This is a genomic window from Mesorhizobium loti, from assembly GCF_013170705.1.
Classification (GTDB): Bacteria; Pseudomonadota; Alphaproteobacteria; order Rhizobiales; family Rhizobiaceae; genus Mesorhizobium; species Mesorhizobium loti_D.
Genome location: NZ_CP033334.1, coordinates 4,744,885 through 4,763,375, shown reverse-complemented (window position 1 = coordinate 4,763,375; position 18,491 = coordinate 4,744,885). Strand labels below are relative to the sequence as shown.

Here is an 18,491-nt window from a genome sequence, read left to right as displayed (position 1 = left end):
GCCAGTGGCCGACAAAGGCGGCGGGCGTTTGGCCCGCGACTAGATGCAAGGGGTTTTCGAGGACCCCGAAAAGGAGAACGGCATGAACCAAGAGGTCATGAATCTCTTCAATCCGCAGGCGCCTGCGCAGGTGTTCGATTCCATCCGGATCTCACTGGCCAGCCCTGAGAAGATTCTGTCCTGGTCGTTCGGCGAGATCAAGAAGCCGGAGACCATCAACTACCGCACCTTCAAGCCGGAGCGTGACGGTCTGTTCTGCGCGCGCATTTTTGGCCCGATCAAGGACTATGAGTGTCTGTGCGGCAAGTACAAGCGCATGAAGTACAAGGGCGTCATCTGCGAGAAGTGCGGCGTCGAAGTCACGCTGTCGCGCGTCCGTCGCGAGCGCATGGGCCATATCGAGCTCGCTGCTCCCGTCGCCCATATCTGGTTCCTGAAGTCGCTGCCCTCGCGCATCGGCACGCTGCTCGACATGACGCTGAAGGACATCGAGCGCGTCCTCTACTTCGAGAACTATATCGTCACCGAGCCTGGCCTCACCGCGCTGAAGGAGCACCAGCTGCTCAGCGAGGAAGAGTACATGATCGCCGTCGACGAGTATGGCGAGGATTCTTTCACCGCCATGATCGGTGCCGAGGCCATTCATGACCTCCTGGCCGGCATGGATCTGGAGAAGATCGCCGGCGACCTGCGTTCGGAACTGGCTTCGACCACGTCCGAGCTCAAGCAGAAGAAGTATCTGAAGCGGCTCAAGGTCGTCGAGAACTTCATGGAATCCGGCAACCGTCCGGAATGGATGATCATGAAGGTGGTTCCGGTGATCCCGCCGGACCTTCGCCCGCTCGTCCCGCTGGACGGCGGCCGTTTCGCCACGTCCGATCTGAACGACCTCTATCGCCGCGTCATCAACCGCAACAACCGTCTGAAGCGGCTGATCGAGCTGCGCGCTCCCGGCATCATCGTGCGCAATGAAAAGCGCATGCTGCAGGAAGCCGTTGACGCGCTGTTCGACAACGGCCGTCGCGGCCGCGTCATCACCGGCGCCAACAAGCGTCCGCTGAAGTCGCTGTCCGACATGCTCAAGGGCAAGCAGGGCCGGTTCCGCCAGAACCTGCTCGGCAAGCGCGTCGACTATTCCGGCCGCTCGGTCATCGTGACCGGTCCGGAACTCAAGCTGCACCAGTGCGGCCTGCCGAAGAAGATGGCGCTCGAACTGTTCAAGCCCTTCATCTACGCCCGTCTTGACGCCAAGGGTTATTCCTCGACGGTCAAGCAGGCGAAGAAGCTGGTCGAGAAGGAGCGTCCGGAGGTCTGGGATATCCTCGACGAGGTCATCCGCGAGCATCCGGTGCTGTTGAACCGCGCGCCGACGCTGCACCGCCTCGGCATCCAGGCGTTCGAGCCGATCCTGATCGAAGGCAAGGCGATCCAGCTGCATCCGCTGGTTTGCACGGCCTTCAACGCCGACTTCGACGGTGACCAGATGGCCGTTCACGTGCCGCTGTCCCTGGAAGCGCAGCTTGAAGCCCGCGTGCTGATGATGTCGACCAACAACATCCTGCACCCGGCTTCCGGCGCGCCGATCATCGTTCCGTCGCAGGACATGGTTCTGGGTCTCTACTATCTCTCGATCGTCAACCAGAACGAGCCGGGCGAAGGCATGGTGTTTGCCGATATGGGCGAACTCCAGCATGCGCTCGAGACCAAGGCGGTGACCCTGCACGCCAAGATCAAGGGCCGCTTCCGCACGGTCGACGCCGAAGGCAAGGTCGTGTCGAAGATCCATGACACCACGCCTGGCCGCATGATCATCGGCGAGCTTCTGCCGAAGAACGTCAACGTGCCTTACGAGACCGCCAACCAGGAGATGACCAAGAAGAACATCTCCAAGATGATCGACACCGTCTACCGCCATTGCGGTCAGAAGGAGACGGTCATTTTCTGCGACCGCATCATGGCGCTCGGTTTCGCCCACGCCTGCCGTGCTGGCATTTCGTTCGGCAAGGACGACATGCTGATCCCGGACAGCAAGATCAAGCTGGTGTCGGACACCGAGGCTTTGGCCAAGGAATACGAGCAGCAGTACAATGACGGCCTGATCACGCAGGGCGAGAAGTACAACAAGGTCGTCGACGCCTGGGCCAAGTGCTCGGAAAAGGTCGCCGACGAGATGATGGCCCGCATCAAGGCGGTCGAGTTCGAGGACAATGGCCGTCAGAAGCCGATGAACTCGATCTACATGATGTCGCACTCCGGTGCGCGTGGCTCGCCCACCCAGATGCGTCAGCTTGCCGGCATGCGCGGCCTGATGGCCAAGCCGTCGGGTGAAATCATCGAGACGCCGATCATCTCGAACTTCAAGGAAGGCCTGACCGTGCTCGAGTACTTCAACTCGACCCACGGCGCCCGCAAGGGTCTGGCCGACACCGCCTTGAAGACGGCGAACTCGGGTTACCTCACCCGCCGCCTGGTCGACGTGGCGCAGGACTGCATCGTCAACTCCGTGGATTGCGGCACCGACAAGGGCCTCACCATGCAGCCGATCGTCGATGCCGGTCAGGTCGTCGCTTCGGTCGGCCAGCGCGTGCTGGGCCGCACCGCGCTCGACGATATCAACCATCCGGTGACCGGCGACCTGCTGGTCAAGGCCGGAACGCTGATGGACGAGCGCGACGTGGAGCAGATCGAAAAGGCCGGCGTCCAGTCGGTCCGCATCCGCTCGGCACTGACCTGCGAGGTCAGGGTTGGCGTGTGCGCGGTCTGCTACGGACGCGATCTGGCGCGCGGCACCCCGGTCAACCAGGGTGAAGCCGTCGGCGTCATCGCGGCGCAGTCGATCGGCGAGCCGGGCACCCAGCTCACCATGCGTACCTTCCACATGGGCGGTACCGCGCAGGTGGTGGACAGCTCGTTCCTTGAAGCGTCCTATGAGGGCAAGGTCGAGATCCGCAACCGCAACGTGGTGCGCAACTCCGACGGCCAGCAGATGGTCATGGGCCGCAACATGGCGGTGCTGATCCTCGACGAAGCCGGCAAGGAGCGCGCCACGCACCGTGTCACCTATGGTTCGCGTATCTTCGTGGACGATGGCGACAAGGTGAAACGTGGTCAGCGTATCGCCGAGTGGGATCCTTACACCCGCCCGATCCTCACCGAAATCGAGGGCAAGGTGGCGTTCGAGGATCTGGTCGACGGTATTTCCGTCCAGGAAACGGCCGACGAGTCGACCGGCATCACCAAGCGTGAGGTCATCGACTGGCGTTCGACGCCGCGCGGCAACGATCTGAAGCCGGCGATCGTCGTTCAGGACGCCAAGGGCAAGGTCGGCAAGCTGTCGAAGGGTGGCGATGCACGCTTCCTGCTCTCGGTCGAGGCCATTCTGTCGGTCGAGCCGGGCGCGCAGGTTCGTCCCGGCGACGTGCTGGCTCGTATCCCGATGGAAAGCGCCAAGACCAAGGACATCACCGGCGGTCTGCCGCGTGTTGCCGAACTGTTCGAGGCCCGTCGTCCGAAGGACCACGCCATCATCGCCGAGATCGATGGCACGATCCGTTTCGGCCGCGACTACAAGAACAAGCGCCGCATCATCATCGAGCCGCATGACTCGACGCTGGAGCCGGTCGAATACCTGATCCCGAAGGGCAAGCCGTTCCATCTCCAGGACGGCGACGTCATCGAGAAGGGCGACTACATCCTCGACGGCAATCCGGCGCCGCACGACATCCTGGCGATCAAGGGCGTGGAGGCACTTGCGTCCTACCTCGTCAACGAGATCCAGGAAGTCTACCGCCTGCAGGGCGTTTCGATCAACGACAAGCACATCGAAGTGATCGTTCGCCAGATGCTGCAGAAGGTCGAGATCACCACGCAGGGCGACTCGACCTACATTCCGGGCGACCACGTCGACGTGATCGAACTGGAAGAGGTCAACGAGCGTCTGATCGAGGACGGCAAGAAGCCGGCCGAAGGCCAGCCGGTGCTGCTCGGCATCACCAAGGCCTCGCTGCAGACGCCGTCCTTCATCTCGGCCGCCTCCTTCCAGGAGACGACCAGAGTGCTGACGGAAGCCGCGGTTGCCGGCAAGACCGACATGCTGCAGGGCTTGAAGGAAAACGTCATCGTCGGCCGGCTGATCCCGGCCGGTACGGGCGGCACGATGAGCCAGATCCGGCGCATCGCCACCTCGCGCGACGAACTGATCATCGACGAGCGCCGCAAGGCCTCCGGTGTGGAAGTCGCCGAGCCGATGCTGGCCGATATGACAACCGCCGCGCAGTAAGCGCGGCGGCAACGCAATCCGGGAGAAACCGTTCTTCTGGAACTGCGTCAGAATAAAAATATAAGGCGGTCGTTTCGGTGAAACGGCCGCCTTGAAATCTCAGGCAACGAGGCCGTCGGGGTAACCCGGCGGCTTTTTTGTTGCTTTATTCGGATGGTTTCTCGAACCGCAGCAGATCGCCTGGCTCGCAGTCGAGATATTCGCAGATACGCTCCAACGTGTCGAAGCGGATGCCCTTGACCTTTCCCTGCTTCAACAGGGAGAGATTGGCCTCGGTGATGCCGACATGCTCGGCCAGATCCTTGGACTTCACATTGCGTTCGGCTAGGACGACGTTGAGCCTGACCCTTATGGGCATGAACGGTTCCTCAGATGAACTGCGCGTTTTCGTCGGCAAGGGCCGCCGCCTCGGCCAGCACCCAGGCGATGACGGCGATTATGCCGGCCGCCAACAGCGCCAGTATCGTGTCGCTGCCAAAGCCAAGGGTCAGGCGATGCTGGCCCGCGGGTGCGTCTGAACTCAGAAGGACAGACAGCGCCGCCGCCGAAAATGGCTTCAGCAACGCGGATGCGAGCAGGCCCAGGGCAAAGTCCCGCAGGCCCTTCACCGCATCCCGGCCAAAGAAATTTCCGGCCGCGAACGCACCAAAGCAGCGCCTTGCGGACATCAGCGCCACGATCAGGCATGCGAGGGGCACGAATGAGATCGCAAATCCCGCGGCTCGTCTCCCCATACCCAGACCTGCCAGCCATTCCGGCGGCATCAGCGCGTCCGCCGCGATAGAACTGGGGGATGCTGAAAACCAATAGAAGACAAGCCCGGCCGCCAGAAGCGCCGCCAGAAGAATACAGCCTCTCGCCAGGGCGAGGCTGAAAAGCCGGATGCGGTTCAACCTCGCTAGGCGGTTGGGGTCGGAGGCTGGAACCGTCACGGTAAAGTCGGTCATGATAGGTCTCGCAAAATAGAAAACAATTATCGTTTTACAATAATAAATTTATGCGTCATGATGCGCTCTGTCAAGATGACATTCCAGACAGGAGAATTCAATGCGTTCCTTCGTACACCAGATTCCCGTGGCGGCTATTGGCGCCACGGTGGCGTTCGCACTGCCCGTTGCCGCCGTTGCCCTTCCGTCCACCGCGATGGGGCAGGTCTCTGTCGCACAGGTCATGGAGATGATTGCCAGGGTCGACTCGAGCCCGATAGCGAAGCAGACATTGGTTGCTTATGTCGCCGGGGTCGGGGAAGCGGCCGGTGTGATCGTCGATACGATCGGCGGCTCGCATATGGTCTCTTGCAAGACCGCGCTCCGGCTGGATACCGGGAGCGTGCGCGCCGCCCTTGAGACGGGCGCGCCCAGCCGGAGCAACTGGTCCGAAACGCCGGCAACGCCGTTGATTGTCGCCGACATGGTGAAGCGCGCTGGCTGCCGGATCAAGGATTGACACAGCCAATCCCCTGAGAGTGATCACGCCACTGCTTCAGCCGTGAACGCCGCACGAAGGCGGTGCGGCGTTCCGTTGTCGCCGCCTAGTCGAAAAACGCCGCGACCACATTGCGTTTGCCGAGCATGAACGCGTCGGCGACATGTTGCAGCGGTGCGAGATCGACGTCGGAGATACCCGCGCGCACGATTTCGGCGAAGCGCTTGTAGAGCATCGGGTACTCTGCTTCCGGTTCATCATGCACGACATGGCCATCGACGATGAGCTTGGAACCACCACCCGAAAGCACCATGGCGCCCTTGTCGGTATCGGCCAGGATGTCCCAGCTTTGTGGACCTGTTTGGAGCCAGTCGAGGTCCATCGTCACCGGCAATCCACTCGAGGTGCGGAAGGTCACTTGCGCCGCGACCGGGGCCGCACGGTTTTCGGGGAAATCGAGAACCGCAGAGCTGATGAACATTGCCGGCAGGATGTAGGTCGCGATCGACAGCGCGTTGATACCGGGATCGAAGACACCAAAGCCGCCGGGCTGCCAGATCCACTCCTGGTTCGGATGCCAGCGGCGCACATCTTCCTTCCAGTTGATAGCGGCCGACCTGATCCTGGTCGAACCGAGGAAGGTGCGCGCGGCCTCAACCGCCGGCGCATAGCGTGAATGCCAGCTGGCGAACAATGAGACGCTGTTCTCTGCCGCCAGTGCCTTCAGGTCCTCGACCTCGCTGACCGTGGCGCCAGGCGGCTTTTCCAGGAAGACATGCTTCTTCGCCTCGATCGCGGTGCGCGCGGCATCGTAACGGAATTGCGGTGGCATGCAGAGCGAGATGGCGTGGAGTTCCGGTACCGCGTCGAGCATCGCCTCGATGGTGGGAAAATTCGGCACGCCGTCGACCTTGCCGTGCCGGCTTGCCGCGGCGGCGAGACGATAGTTCTCGTCCTTCGCCAGGGCCGGCAGGTGCTGGTCGCGCACGATCTTGCCGACACCGACGATGCCTATCTTGATGGGATTGCTGTTCGAGGACATGGGGGCTCCAGAATGGGAAGGGCAGATTTTTCCAGGCGTGAGCGACAGCTGGGCAAGTTGCAGTGGATGGAGAATCGGTCCGGCCGACTCAGCCGCGTCCGCGCCTGATTCTCAGATCGGCGCGTCGAAGGTGACGATCGAAACTTCGCCTTCAAGCGCGCCCTGGTAGGCCGACAGATGCGGCTCGTCATCGGGCACGCCTTCCATGTCGCCGATCTGGTCGAGCTCGGCCTCCGCGTAACCTTCCGCGGCAAGCGATTCGAGAGCGCGGCGCACCGCCGAATCGTCATCGGGAGCGACCAGCATGATGTGCACGCCTTCCGCTTTGCCGCCTTTGCGCTTCCACACCCGGCCGGTAATGATGGTGACCGGCCGTTCTTCGTTATCGTTCACGGACTGATTCCTCCTGGCAAAGGGCAGGCGAGGGGATTTTGAGTTGCTCAGGCGGCTTTTCGCATGAAGCGGGGTCGCGCAAAAGCCAAAAGCCATTCCCTTTGGCAAAGGCTTGGCACTTTCTTCCTCGTCCTTGCAAATTGGCGAAAGAAAATTACATGCGGTTTTCGCATGGCTGCCAAGCCAGGGCTTCAATGCAATATTTGCCGTTGCGGGGTTGACGCTTCGCGGGCTTGCGAGTAGAAGCCGCCCAGTCAGAACCGATGTGAGGCTCTCCTTTCCGAAGCGACACGCTTTGGAGTTTGCCTCAAACAGGGTTCGTTTTACGAGCGAAAAGACATTTCCGGCGTGCATGAAGCGGCTTCCGCTTCCTCTGCCATTTGTTCGGGCAAGACCGCGAGGCGCGGTTTGTGGCCCGAATTTGCGTATGGAAATGACGCTTTGAGCGGCCCTGACCGGGCGAGACACGGAATTGAGAGACAAGAGGGTTTAATGCCTACCGTCAACCAGCTGATCCGCAAGCCGCGCATTGCGCCGGTGAAGCGCAACAAGGTCCCGGCCATGCAGCAGAACCCGCAGAAGCGGGGCGTCTGCACGCGCGTCTACACGACGACGCCGAAGAAGCCGAACTCGGCGCTGCGCAAGGTGGCCAAGATCCGCCTGACCAATGGTTTTGAGGTGATCGGTTACATCCCCGGCGAAGGTCACAACCTTCAGGAGCACTCCGTGGTCATGATCCGCGGCGGCCGCGTCAAGGATCTTCCGGGCGTCCGCTACCACATCATCCGCGGCGTGCTCGACACGCAGGGCGTGAAGAACCGCAAGCAGCGCCGTTCGAAGTACGGCGCGAAGCGTCCGAAGTAAGATTTTCCGGCCCTGGCGCTGCTTCAACGCGTCGGGCTACGAGATTGAGAGACAAAAGCCATGTCGCGTCGTCACAGTGCAGAAAAGCGTGAGATCAATCCGGATCCGAAGTTCGGCGATCTGATCGTTACCAAGTTCATGAACGCCGTCATGTATGACGGCAAGAAGTCGGTCGCCGAGACCATCGTCTACGGCGCGCTCGATCAGGTCCAGTCGAAGACCAAGCAGGAGCCGGTCACCGTCTTCCATCAGGCGCTCGACAATGTCGCGCCGCATGTGGAAGTGCGTTCGCGTCGCGTCGGCGGCGCCACCTACCAGGTCCCGGTCGATGTGCGTCCCGAGCGCCGCCAGGCGTTGGCCATCCGTTGGCTGATCGCGGCTGCTCGCAACCGCAACGAGACCACCATGGTCGACCGCCTCTCGGGCGAGCTGATGGACGCGGCCAACAACCGCGGCACCGCCGTCAAGAAGCGTGAAGACACCCACAAGATGGCTGAAGCCAACCGCGCTTTCGCACACTACCGCTGGTAAAGCGCGAACAGGACTGAGAGGCAGCTACGATGGCCCGCGAATACAAAATCGAAGACTACCGCAATTTCGGTATCATGGCGCATATTGACGCCGGCAAGACGACGACCACCGAGCGCGTCCTCTATTACACGGGCAAGTCGCACAAGATCGGCGAAGTGCACGACGGCGCCGCCACCATGGACTGGATGGAGCAGGAGCAGGAACGCGGCATCACCATCACGTCCGCGGCCACCACGACCTTCTGGAAGGGCCGTGACGGCAAGATGCGTCGCTTCAACATCATCGACACCCCCGGACACGTTGACTTCACCATCGAGGTCGAGCGTTCGCTGCGCGTGCTCGACGGCGCCATCGCGCTGCTCGACGCCAATGCCGGTGTCGAGCCGCAGACGGAAACCGTCTGGCGCCAGGCCGACAAGTACCGCGTGCCGCGCATGATCTTCTGTAACAAGATGGACAAGATCGGCGCCGACTTCTACCGCTCGGTCGAGATGATTGGTTCGCGCCTCGGTGCGCAGGCTGTCGTCATGCAGCTGCCGATCGGCGCCGAGACCGAGTTCAAGGGTGTTGTCGATCTCGTCGACATGAACGCGCTTGTCTGGCGCGACGAGACCCTGGGCGCTGCCTGGGACATCGTCGAGATCCCGGCCGACCTCAAGGCCCGCGCCGAGGAATACCGCGAGAAGATGATCGAAGCCGCCGTCGAAATGGACGAGACGGCCCTCGAGAACTACCTCGAAGGCAAGATGCCGTCGAATGACGAGATCCGTTCGCTGATCCGCAAGGGCACGATCGCGGTCAAGTTCTTCCCGATGTTCTGCGGCTCGGCCTTCAAGAACAAGGGCGTGCAGCCGCTGCTCGACGCCGTCGTCGAATACCTGCCGTCGCCGGCCGACGTTCCCGCCATCAAGGGTGTCGATGCCAAGACCGACGCCGAGATCGAGCGTCATGCGGTCGACGACGAGCCGCTCTCGATGCTCGCCTTCAAGATCATGAACGACCCGTTCGTCGGTTCGCTGACCTTTGCCCGCATCTATTCGGGCAAGCTCACCAAGGGCATCTCGGTCGACAACACCGTCAAGGGCAAGAAGGAGCGCATCGGCCGCATGCTGCAGATGCATGCGAATTCGCGCGCCGACGTCGAGGAGGCTTTCGCCGGCGACATCGTAGCCCTGGCGGGCCTCAAGGATACGACCACCGGCGACACGCTGTGCGATCCGCTGCACCCGGTCATCCTCGAGCGCATGGAATTCCCCGATCCGGTCATCCAGATCGCCATCGAGCCGAAGACCAAGAACGACCAGGAAAAGATGGGCCTCGCCCTTCACCGCCTGGCTGCCGAGGACCCGTCCTTCCGCGTCAAGACCGACGAGGAAAGCGGCCAGACCATCATCTCCGGCATGGGCGAACTGCACCTCGACATCATCGTCGACCGCATGCGCCGCGAGTTCAAGGTCGAAGCCAATGTCGGCGCTCCGCAGGTGGCCTATCGCGAGACGATCACCCGCAAGCACGAGCAGGACTACACCCACAAGAAGCAGACCGGCGGTACCGGCCAGTTCGCCCGCGTGAAGGTCGTGTTCGAGCCGAATACAGAGGGCGAAGACTTCGTGTTCGAGTCCAAGATCGTCGGCGGCGCCGTGCCGAAGGAATACATTCCGGGTGTCGAAAAGGGCATCCAGAGCGTCATGGGCGCTGGTCCGTTCGCGGGCTTCCCGATGATCGGCGTCCGTGCGACGCTGATCGACGGCGCCTACCACGACGTCGACTCCTCGGTCCTGGCCTTCGAAATCGCGTCCCGCGCCTGCTTCCGTGAAGCCGCACCCAAGCTTGGCGTTCAGCTGCTCGAACCGATCATGAAGGTCGAAGTCGTGACGCCGGAAGACTACGTCGGCAGCGTCATCGGCGACCTGAACGGCCGTCGTGGCCAGATCCAGGGCCAGGAAGCGCGTGGCGTGGCTGTCGTCATCAACGCGATGGTGCCGCTCGCCAACATGTTCAAGTACGTCGACAACCTGCGCTCGATGAGCCAGGGCCGCGCGGCCTACACGATGCAGTTTGATCACTACGAGCCGGTCCCGACCGCGGTCGCCCAGGAAGTCCAGAAAAAGTACGCGTAACTCGAAAGAGCTGCCGCGGTAACGCAATTCAAAGCCCGCATGGGCGAGCAGGAAATGGAGACATCACATGGCAAAAGGTAAATTCGAGCGCACTAAGCCTCATGTGAACATCGGCACGATTGGTCACGTTGACCATGGCAAGACGTCGCTGACGGCGGCGATCACGAAGTATTTTGGCGAGTACAAGCGCTACGACCAGATCGATGCGGCACCGGAAGAGAAGGCGCGCGGCATCACGATCTCGACGGCCCACGTCGAATACGAGACGGCCAACCGCCACTACGCCCATGTCGACTGCCCCGGCCACGCCGACTATGTGAAGAACATGATCACCGGCGCCGCGCAGATGGACGGCGCGATCCTGGTCGTTTCGGCCGCCGACGGCCCGATGCCGCAGACCCGCGAGCACATCCTGCTCGCCCGTCAGGTCGGCGTGCCGTCGATCGTGGTGTTCCTGAACAAGGTTGACCAGGTCGACGACGCCGAGCTGCTCGAGCTGGTCGAGCTCGAGGTTCGCGAGCTTCTGTCGAAGAACGAGTTCCCCGGCGACGACATTCCGATCGTCAAGGGTTCGGCGCTGGCCGCTCTTGAGGATTCGAACAAGACGATCGGCGAGGACGCGATCCGCGAGCTGATGGCTCAGGTCGACGCCTACATCCCGACCCCGGTTCGTCCGCTCGACAAGCCGTTCCTGATGCCGATCGAGGACGTGTTCTCGATCTCGGGCCGCGGCACGGTCGTGACCGGCCGCGTCGAGCGCGGCGTGGTCAAGGTTGGCGAGGAACTCGAGATCATCGGCATCCGTCCGACAACCAAGACGACCTGCACGGGCGTGGAAATGTTCCGCAAGCTGCTCGATCAGGGCCAGGCTGGCGACAACATCGGCGCGCTGCTGCGCGGCGTTGATCGTGAAGGTGTCGAGCGCGGCCAGGTTCTGGCCAAGCCGGGCACGGTGAAGCCGCACAAGAAGTTCGTGGCCGAAGCCTACATCCTGACCAAGGACGAAGGTGGCCGTCACACGCCGTTCTTCACCAACTACCGCCCGCAGTTCTACTTCCGCACGACCGACGTGACCGGCATCGTGTCGCTGCCGGCCGGCACCGAGATGGTGATGCCTGGCGACAACATCACGGTCGATGTCGAGCTGATCGTGCCGATCGCCATGGAAGAGAAGCTGCGCTTCGCCATCCGTGAAGGCGGCCGCACCGTCGGTGCCGGCATCGTCGTCACCATCAAAGAGTAATTTGGACTTAAACCGATCTGTCGCGGGCGCGGAAGTTGCCCGCGCCGCGCCAGAACAAGGAAGTGACGCATGAACGGACAGAATATCCGCATCCGCCTGAAGGCGTTTGATCACCGCGTGCTCGACGCCTCGACGAAGGAAATCGTGTCGACGGCCAAGCGCACCGGCGCAAACGTCCGCGGCCCCATTCCGCTGCCGACGCGGATCGAAAAGTTCACGGTCAACCGGTCGCCTCACGTCGACAAGAAGAGCCGCGAGCAGTTCGAGATGCGCACGCACAAGCGTCTGCTCGACATCGTCGATCCGACCCCGCAGACCGTCGATGCTTTGATGAAGCTCGATCTGGCCGCCGGCGTCGACGTCGAGATCAAGCTCTAAGGGAATGAGAGCGCGGTAAGGGGCGGTGCCCCTGGCCCGGAACTCTAAAGGAATTGAACCGATGCGTTCAGGTGTGATTGCAAAGAAGGTGGGAATGACCCGCATCTACAACGATGCCGGGGAACATGTTCCCGTCACTGTTCTCCAGATGGAGAACTGCCAGGTCGTGGCGCAGCGCACGCAGGAGAAGAATGGCTACACCGCCGTTCAGCTCGGCGTTGGCCTCGCCAAGGTGAAGAACACGTCGAAGGCGATGCGCGGCCATTTCGCGACCGCTTCCGTCGAGCCGAAGGCGAAGGTCGCCGAGTTCCGCGTCTCCGCCGACAACATGATCGATGTCGGTGCCGAGATCACCGTCGAGCACTTCGTCGCCGGCCAGAAGGTCGATGTGACGGGCACGACGATCGGCAAGGGTTTCCAGGGCGTCATCAAGCGCCACCACATGGGTGGTGGCCGCGCGACGCACGGTAACTCGGTCTCGCACCGTACGCACGGTTCGACCGGCCAGCGCCAGGACCCCGGCAAGGTGTTCAAGGGCAAGAAGATGGCCGGCCATATGGGCGACACCCGCGTCACCACGCAGAACGTCGAGATCGTCTCGACCGACGCCGACCGCGGCCTGATCCTGATCCGCGGAGCGGTTCCCGGATCGAAGGGCGCCTGGATCCTGGTCCGCGATGCGGCCAAGGTGGCACTGCCGGCCAATGCGCCGAAGCCCGCCGCGATCCGCGCTGTTGCTAAGAACGAGGCTCCGGCCACAGAGGGAGCGGAATAATGGATCTCAAGATCACAACGCTTGGCGGCAAGGACGCCGGCAAGGTGAAACTCTCCGAGGAGATTTTCGGCCTTGATCCGCGCGAGGACATCCTGCAGCGCGTCGTGCGCTGGCAGCTCGCCAAGAAGCAGCAGGGCACGCACAAGGCCAAGGGCCGCGCCGAAATCGCGCGCACCGGCGCCAAGATGTACAAGCAGAAGGGTACGGGCCGCGCCCGTCACCATTCGGCACGCGCTCCGCAGTTCCGCGGCGGCGGCAAGGCCCACGGCCCGGTCGTTCGCAGCCACGAGCACGATTTGCCGAAGAAGGTGCGCGCTCTGGGCCTGAAGCATGCTCTCTCGGCCAAGGCCAAGAGCGCGTCGATCATCGTCATCGACGAGCTGAAGCTGACCGAGGCCAAGACCAAGGCGCTGATCGCGAATTTCGCGACGCTGGGCCTGAGCAATGCCCTGGTGATCGGTGGTGCCGAGCTTGACAAGAACTTCAAGCTGGCCGCGACCAACATCCCCAACATCGACGTGCTGCCCATCCAGGGCATCAACGTCTACGACATTCTGCGCCGCGGCACGCTGGTCCTTTCCAAGGCCGCCGTCGAGGCTCTCGAGGAGCGCTTTAAATGACCGACCTTCGTCACTACGACGTGATCGTCAGCCCGGCGATCACCGAAAAGTCGACCATGGCTTCCGAGCAGAACCAGGTCGTCTTCAACGTCGCCAAGAAGGCGTCGAAGCCGGAAATCAAGGCCGCCGTCGAAGCGCTGTTCGGCGTCAAGGTGATGGCCGTGAACACGCTTGTCCGCAAGGGCAAGATCAAGCGCTTCCGCGGCACGATCGGCCGCCAGAGCGACGTCAAGAAGGCGATCGTGACGCTGGCCGACGGCCAGTCGATCGACGTCGCGACGGGTCTCTGAGCAAGGCCGCGAGGACAGAACAATGGCACTGAAAAAATTCAACCCGGTAACGCCGAGCACCCGCCAGCTGGTCATCGTCGACCGCTCGGGCCTCTACAAGGGCAAGCCCGTCAAGGGCCTGACCGAGGGCCTGACCAAGTCGGGCGGCCGCAACAATTACGGCCGCATCACCGCCCGCTTCATCGGCGGCGGTCACAAGCGTTCGTACCGCATCATCGACTTCAAGCGCCGCAAGTTCGACGTCGTCGGCACGGTCGAGCGCATTGAATACGATCCGAACCGCACCGCCTTCATCGCGCTGATCAAGTACGACGATGGCGAGCTGTCCTACATCATCGCCCCGCAGCGCCTTGCCGCCGGCGACAAGATCGTGGCTGGCGAAGCGGTCGACGTGAAGCCGGGCAATGCGATGCCGCTGGCATCGATGCCGGTCGGCACCATCGTCCACAACATCGAGCTGAAGCCGGGCAAGGGCGGCCAGGTTGCCCGTTCGGCCGGCGGTTACGCCCAGCTCGTGGGCCGCGACCAGGGCATGGCGATCCTGCGCCTCAACTCGGGCGAGCAGCGTGTCGTTCACGGCTCCTGCATGGCCACCGTCGGTGCCGTGTCGAACCCCGACCACGGCAACATCAACGACGGCAAGGCCGGCCGCACGGTCTGGCGCGGCAAGCGCCCGCACAATCGCGGCGTGACCATGAACCCGGTCGACCATCCGCACGGCGGTGGTGAGGGCCGCACCTCCGGTGGCCGTCATCCGGTCAGCCCGTGGGGCAAGCCGACCAAGGGCAAGAAGACGCGGTCCAACAAGGCGACCGACAAGTTCATCCTGCGCTCGCGCCATCAGCGCAAGAGCTAAGAAGAGGTAACGCCAAGTGACTCGTTCTATTTGGAAAGGCCCCTTCATCGACGGCTACCTTCTCAAGAAGGTGGACAAGGTTCGTGAAGGTGGTCGCAATGAGGTGATCAAGATGTGGAGCCGTCGCTCCACCATCCTGCCGCAGTTCGTCGGCTTCACCTTCGGTGTCTACAACGGCCAGAAGCATGTTCCCGTTTCGGTGAACGAGGACATGGTCGGTCATAAGTTCGGTGAATTCGCTCCGACGCGGACCTATTACGGTCACGGCGCGGATAAGAAGGCGAAGAGGAAATAATCATGGGCAAGGCCAAAGCTCCGCGCAGGCTTGCTGATAACGAAGCGCGCGCCGTGTTGCGCACGATCCGTATCAGCCCGCAGAAGCTGAACCTCGTTGCCGCGCTGATCCGCGGCAAGAAGGTCGCGACAGCGCTTTCCGACCTCGAATTCTCGGCCAAGCGGATTTCCGGCACGGTCAAGAAGACGCTGGAATCGGCGATCGCCAACGCGGAAAACAACCACGACCTCGATGTCGATGCGCTGGTGGTGGCGGAAGCCTATGTCGGCAAGTCGATTGTCATGAAGCGGTTCCACGCTCGTGGCCGTGGTCGCGCCAGCCGTATCGAGAAGCCGTTCTCGCACCTCACGATCGTCGTTCGTGAAGTCGAAGAAAAAGGGGAGGCCGCATAATGGGCCAGAAAGTCAATCCGATCGGTCTTCGCCTCGGCATCAACCGCACCTGGGATTCGCGCTGGTTCGCGAACACCGGCGAGTACGGCAAGCTGCTGCATGAGGACATCAAGATCCGCAAGTATCTTGAGAAGGAACTCAAGCAGGCCGCGATCTCCAAGGTCGTGATCGAGCGTCCGCACAAGAAGTGCCGCGTCACCATCCATGCCGCGCGCCCGGGCCTGATCATCGGCAAGAAGGGCGCCGACATCGAGAAGCTTCGCAAGAAGCTGATGGAGATGACGAAGTCCGAGACGCACCTCAACATCGTCGAAGTGCGCAAGCCGGAAATCGACGCGACCCTGGTCGCCCAGTCGATCGCCCAGCAGCTCGAGCGCCGTATCGCGTTCCGCCGCGCCATGAAGCGCGCGGTGCAGTCGGCGATGCGCCTCGGTGCCGAAGGCATCCGCATCAACTGCTCCGGCCGTCTCGGCGGCGCCGAAATCGCGCGCATGGAGTGGTACCGCGAAGGCCGCGTGCCGCTGCACACGCTGCGCGCCGATGTCGACTACGGCACGGCCGAGGCGAATACGGCCTACGGTATCTGCGGCGTCAAGGTCTGGGTATTCAAGGGCGAGATCCTCGAGCACGATCCGATGGCTTCGGAACGTCGCGCGACCGAGGGTGATGCCGCGCATGGCGGTGGTGGTGATCGCGAACGCGGTCGTCGTCGCGAAAACGCCTGAGACATTTAGGAATTTGGAGTTAGAACGATGCTGCAGCCAAAGCGCACAAAGTTCCGCAAGCAGTTCAAGGGCCGTATCCATGGTACCGCAAAGGGCGGCACCAACCTGGATTTCGGTGGTTTCGGACTGAAGGCGCTTGAGCCGAACCGCGTCACCGCGCGTGAGATCGAGGCGGCCCGCCGCGCGATCACTCGTGAAATGAAGCGCGCTGGCCGCGTCTGGATCCGTATTTTCCCGGATCTGCCGGTCACGTCGAAGCCGACCGAAGTCCGCATGGGCAAGGGCAAGGGCGCCGTCGACTACTGGGCGGCGCGCGTCAAGCCGGGCCGCATCATGTTCGAGATCGACGGCGTCAGTGAAGAAACCGCCCGTGAGGCGCTGCGTCTCGGCGCGGCCAAGCTCTCGGTCAGGACGCGCTTCGTACAGCGCATCGCAGAATAAGGACGGGCTGATCATGAAAGCCGAAGACATCCGGACCAAGACCCAGGACCAGCTGACCGACGATTTGGCCAGCCTGAAGAAGGAGCAGTTCAACCTGCGCTTCCAGAAGGCCACCGGCCAGCTCGAGAAGACCGCGCGCGTGAGGCAGGTCCGCAAGGACATTGCGCGTATCAAGACCATCGCTGCGGAAAAGTCCGCGGCCAAGAAGGCTTAAGGACGAAAACCATGCCAAAGCGCATTCTGCAGGGCACCGTCGTCAGCGACAAGAACGAGAAGACGGTTGTCGTCAAGGTCGAACGGCGCTTCACGCATCCCGTGATGAAGAAGACCGTGCGCATGACCAAGAAGTACAAGGCGCACGACGAGAACAACGCCCACAAGGTTGGCGATCAGGTGTTCATCCAGGAATCGAAGCCGATTTCCAAGGATAAGCGCTGGATCGTTGTGTCTTCGGACCAGGCGTAAACAAACGAATTTTGGACAGACCGGGGAGGGGTGAAAAACCCGTCCCGTTAGAAAAGAAGAAGGCGGCCAGTCATGATTCAGATGCAAACAAACCTCGACGTGGCGGATAATTCCGGCGCGCGTCGTGTCATGTGCATCAAGGTGCTGGGCGGCTCGAAGCGGAAATACGCTTCCGTGGGCGACATCATCGTGGTGTCCATCAAGGAAGCCATTCCGCGCGGCCGCGTTAAGAAGGGCGATGTGATGAAGGCGGTCGTGGTTCGCACGGCCAAGGACATCCGCCGTCCGGACGGCAGCGTGATCCGTTTCGACAAGAACGCGGCCGTTCTCGTCGACAACAAGAAAGAGCCGATCGGCACGCGTATCTTCGGACCGGTTCCGCGCGAACTCCGCGCCAAGAACCACATGAAGATCATCTCGCTCGCGCCTGAAGTGCTGTAAGGAGCCGGACCAATGCAAAAGATTAGAAAAGGCGACAAGGTCGTCGTGCTGGCCGGCAAGGACAAGGGCCGTTCGGGCGAAGTCCTCTCGGTTCAGCCGAAGGATGACACCGCGCTGGTGCGCGGCGTCAACATGATCCGTCGTCACCAGAAGCAGTCCCAGTCCCAGGAGGGCGGGATCATCACCAAGGAAGCGCCGATCCAGCTGTCGAACATCGCGCTGGCCGACCCCAAGGATGGCAAGCCGACCCGCGTCGGTTTCATCTTCCAGAAGGACGGCAAGAAGGTGCGCGTCGCCAAGCGCTCGGGAGAAGTCATCAATGGCTAAGGCTCAAACCAAGCAGGCGACCGCGACCAACACGCCGCGCCTCAAGCAGGTCTACAACGAGACCATCCGCAAGGCGCTGCAGGAGCAGTTCGGCTACGACAACGACATGCAGGTTCCGCGCCTCGACAAGATCGTGCTGAACATGGGTGTTGGCGAAGCGACCGCCGATTCCAAGAAGCCGTCGGTTGCGGCCGAAGACCTGGCGCTGATCGCCGGCCAGAAGGCCGTCGTCACCCGCGCCCGCAATTCGATCGCTGGCTTCAAGGTCCGCGAGAACATGCCGATCGGCGCCAAGGTCACGCTGCGCAAGGAACGTATGTACGAGTTCCTCGACCGCCTCGTGAACATCGCGCTGCCGCGCGTCCGCGACTTCCGCGGACTGAACCCCAAGAGCTTCGATGGCCGTGGCAACTACGCCATGGGCATCAAGGAGCACATCGTGTTCCCGGAGATCAACTACGACAAGGTTGATCAGATCTGGGGCATGGACGTCATCGTTTGTACGACTGCGAAGACGGACGACGAAGCCAGGGCATTGCTCAAGGCCTTCAACTTCCCCTTCCGCCAGTAACGGCAGCGAGAAAAGGAA

24 protein-coding genes are annotated in these 18,491 nt (G+C 62.1%); 20 read left to right on the top strand and 4 right to left on the bottom strand.

All coding sequences use genetic code 11. The features are described from left to right. The first annotated feature begins 82 nt into the window (after window positions 1-82). Window positions 83-4,279, top strand: a complete 4,197-nt coding sequence (gene rpoC / locus EB815_RS23245) for a DNA-directed RNA polymerase subunit beta' (RefSeq protein ID WP_056568394.1) — start codon at window positions 83-85, stop codon at window positions 4,277-4,279. Window positions 4,280-4,424: 145 nt separating this feature from the next. On the opposite strand, the gene EB815_RS23240 is transcribed toward rpoC, so the two are convergent. Next, a complete protein-coding gene (locus EB815_RS23240) occupies window positions 4,425-4,637 on the bottom strand; it encodes a helix-turn-helix domain-containing protein (RefSeq protein WP_056568371.1) in 213 nt (70 codons plus the stop codon). Between the two features lie 10 nt (window positions 4,638-4,647). After that, window positions 4,648-5,226, bottom strand: coding sequence for a DUF2975 domain-containing protein (locus tag EB815_RS23235; protein ID WP_056568368.1), 579 nt, complete (start codon window positions 5,224-5,226; stop codon window positions 4,648-4,650). 100 nt (window positions 5,227-5,326) lie between these two features. Here EB815_RS23235 and EB815_RS23230 point away from each other — a divergent pair, with 100 nt between their 5' ends. Continuing rightward, window positions 5,327-5,725 (top strand): hypothetical protein, encoded by a 399-nt coding sequence (locus EB815_RS23230; RefSeq protein WP_056568349.1) that lies wholly within the window; start codon window positions 5,327-5,329, stop codon window positions 5,723-5,725. An 85-nt stretch (window positions 5,726-5,810) separates the two neighbouring features. Here EB815_RS23230 and EB815_RS23225 read toward each other — a convergent pair whose 3' ends face one another. Further along, a complete protein-coding gene (locus EB815_RS23225) occupies window positions 5,811-6,746 on the bottom strand; it encodes a Gfo/Idh/MocA family protein (protein WP_065005075.1) in 936 nt (311 codons plus the stop codon). A gap of 111 nt (window positions 6,747-6,857) precedes the next feature. Beyond that, the gene (locus EB815_RS23220; protein ID WP_056568343.1) at window positions 6,858-7,139 is read right to left on the bottom strand and encodes a hypothetical protein; all 282 of its coding nucleotides are present in this window, start codon (window positions 7,137-7,139) and stop codon (window positions 6,858-6,860) included. 492 nt (window positions 7,140-7,631) lie between these two features. Here EB815_RS23220 and rpsL point away from each other — a divergent pair, with 492 nt between their 5' ends. From rpsL to rplE, 18 genes are all read left to right on the top strand, one after another. Beyond that, window positions 7,632-8,003, top strand: a complete 372-nt coding sequence (gene rpsL, locus EB815_RS23215; protein WP_006333356.1) for a 30S ribosomal protein S12 — start codon at window positions 7,632-7,634, stop codon at window positions 8,001-8,003. A 60-nt stretch (window positions 8,004-8,063) separates the two neighbouring features. After that, window positions 8,064-8,534, top strand: a complete 471-nt coding sequence (gene rpsG / locus EB815_RS23210) for a 30S ribosomal protein S7 (RefSeq protein WP_008875664.1) — start codon at window positions 8,064-8,066, stop codon at window positions 8,532-8,534. Window positions 8,535-8,563: 29 nt separating this feature from the next. Further along, on the top strand, window positions 8,564-10,654 hold the full coding sequence (gene fusA / locus EB815_RS23205) for an elongation factor G (protein ID WP_056568340.1): 2,091 nt from the start codon (window positions 8,564-8,566) through the stop codon (window positions 10,652-10,654). A 67-nt stretch (window positions 10,655-10,721) separates the two neighbouring features. Continuing rightward, a complete protein-coding gene (gene tuf, locus EB815_RS23200) occupies window positions 10,722-11,897 on the top strand; it encodes an elongation factor Tu (RefSeq protein ID WP_010909256.1) in 1,176 nt (391 codons plus the stop codon). Between the two features lie 69 nt (window positions 11,898-11,966). Beyond that, window positions 11,967-12,275, top strand: a complete 309-nt coding sequence (rpsJ, locus tag EB815_RS23195) for a 30S ribosomal protein S10 (protein WP_010909272.1) — start codon at window positions 11,967-11,969, stop codon at window positions 12,273-12,275. A gap of 61 nt (window positions 12,276-12,336) precedes the next feature. Further along, complete coding sequence (rplC, locus tag EB815_RS23190; protein ID WP_056568062.1) at window positions 12,337-13,050, top strand: 50S ribosomal protein L3; 714 nt, start codon at window positions 12,337-12,339, stop codon at window positions 13,048-13,050. Further along, window positions 13,050-13,670: a 50S ribosomal protein L4 gene (rplD, locus tag EB815_RS23185; RefSeq protein ID WP_019857964.1), complete on the top strand. Its 621-nt coding sequence runs from the start codon at window positions 13,050-13,052 to the stop codon at window positions 13,668-13,670. The genes rplC and rplD overlap by 1 nt, the downstream gene beginning before the upstream one ends. Further along, a complete protein-coding gene (locus tag EB815_RS23180) occupies window positions 13,667-13,960 on the top strand; it encodes a 50S ribosomal protein L23 (RefSeq protein WP_010909275.1) in 294 nt (97 codons plus the stop codon). Before rplD ends, EB815_RS23180 begins: the two co-directional genes overlap by 4 nt. Before the next feature lie 22 nt (window positions 13,961-13,982). After that, entirely contained in the window at window positions 13,983-14,816 is an 834-nt protein-coding gene (rplB, locus tag EB815_RS23175; protein ID WP_010909276.1) for a 50S ribosomal protein L2, read from the top strand. A gap of 16 nt (window positions 14,817-14,832) precedes the next feature. Further along, a complete protein-coding gene (gene rpsS / locus EB815_RS23170) occupies window positions 14,833-15,111 on the top strand; it encodes a 30S ribosomal protein S19 (protein WP_006205463.1) in 279 nt (92 codons plus the stop codon). A 2-nt stretch (window positions 15,112-15,113) separates the two neighbouring features. After that, complete coding sequence (gene rplV / locus EB815_RS23165) at window positions 15,114-15,503, top strand: 50S ribosomal protein L22 (RefSeq protein ID WP_010909277.1); 390 nt, start codon at window positions 15,114-15,116, stop codon at window positions 15,501-15,503. Next, window positions 15,503-16,228: a 30S ribosomal protein S3 gene (rpsC, locus tag EB815_RS23160; protein WP_010909278.1), complete on the top strand. Its 726-nt coding sequence runs from the start codon at window positions 15,503-15,505 to the stop codon at window positions 16,226-16,228. Before rplV ends, rpsC begins: the two co-directional genes overlap by 1 nt. 27 nt (window positions 16,229-16,255) lie before the next feature. Further along, the gene (gene rplP / locus EB815_RS23155; protein WP_010909279.1) at window positions 16,256-16,669 is read left to right on the top strand and encodes a 50S ribosomal protein L16; all 414 of its coding nucleotides are present in this window, start codon (window positions 16,256-16,258) and stop codon (window positions 16,667-16,669) included. 13 nt (window positions 16,670-16,682) lie between these two features. After that, window positions 16,683-16,883, top strand: a complete 201-nt coding sequence (gene rpmC, locus EB815_RS23150; RefSeq protein WP_006205459.1) for a 50S ribosomal protein L29 — start codon at window positions 16,683-16,685, stop codon at window positions 16,881-16,883. Window positions 16,884-16,894: 11 nt separating this feature from the next. Beyond that, a complete protein-coding gene (gene rpsQ / locus EB815_RS23145; protein ID WP_010909280.1) occupies window positions 16,895-17,134 on the top strand; it encodes a 30S ribosomal protein S17 in 240 nt (79 codons plus the stop codon). Window positions 17,135-17,206: 72 nt separating this feature from the next. Further along, on the top strand, window positions 17,207-17,575 hold the full coding sequence (gene rplN, locus EB815_RS23140) for a 50S ribosomal protein L14 (RefSeq protein ID WP_006205457.1): 369 nt from the start codon (window positions 17,207-17,209) through the stop codon (window positions 17,573-17,575). Window positions 17,576-17,587: 12 nt separating this feature from the next. Further along, a complete protein-coding gene (rplX, locus tag EB815_RS23135) occupies window positions 17,588-17,902 on the top strand; it encodes a 50S ribosomal protein L24 (protein WP_006205456.1) in 315 nt (104 codons plus the stop codon). Further along, window positions 17,895-18,473, top strand: a complete 579-nt coding sequence (gene rplE / locus EB815_RS23130) for a 50S ribosomal protein L5 (protein ID WP_056568059.1) — start codon at window positions 17,895-17,897, stop codon at window positions 18,471-18,473. Before rplX ends, rplE begins: the two co-directional genes overlap by 8 nt. Window positions 18,474-18,491 lie beyond the last annotated feature (18 nt).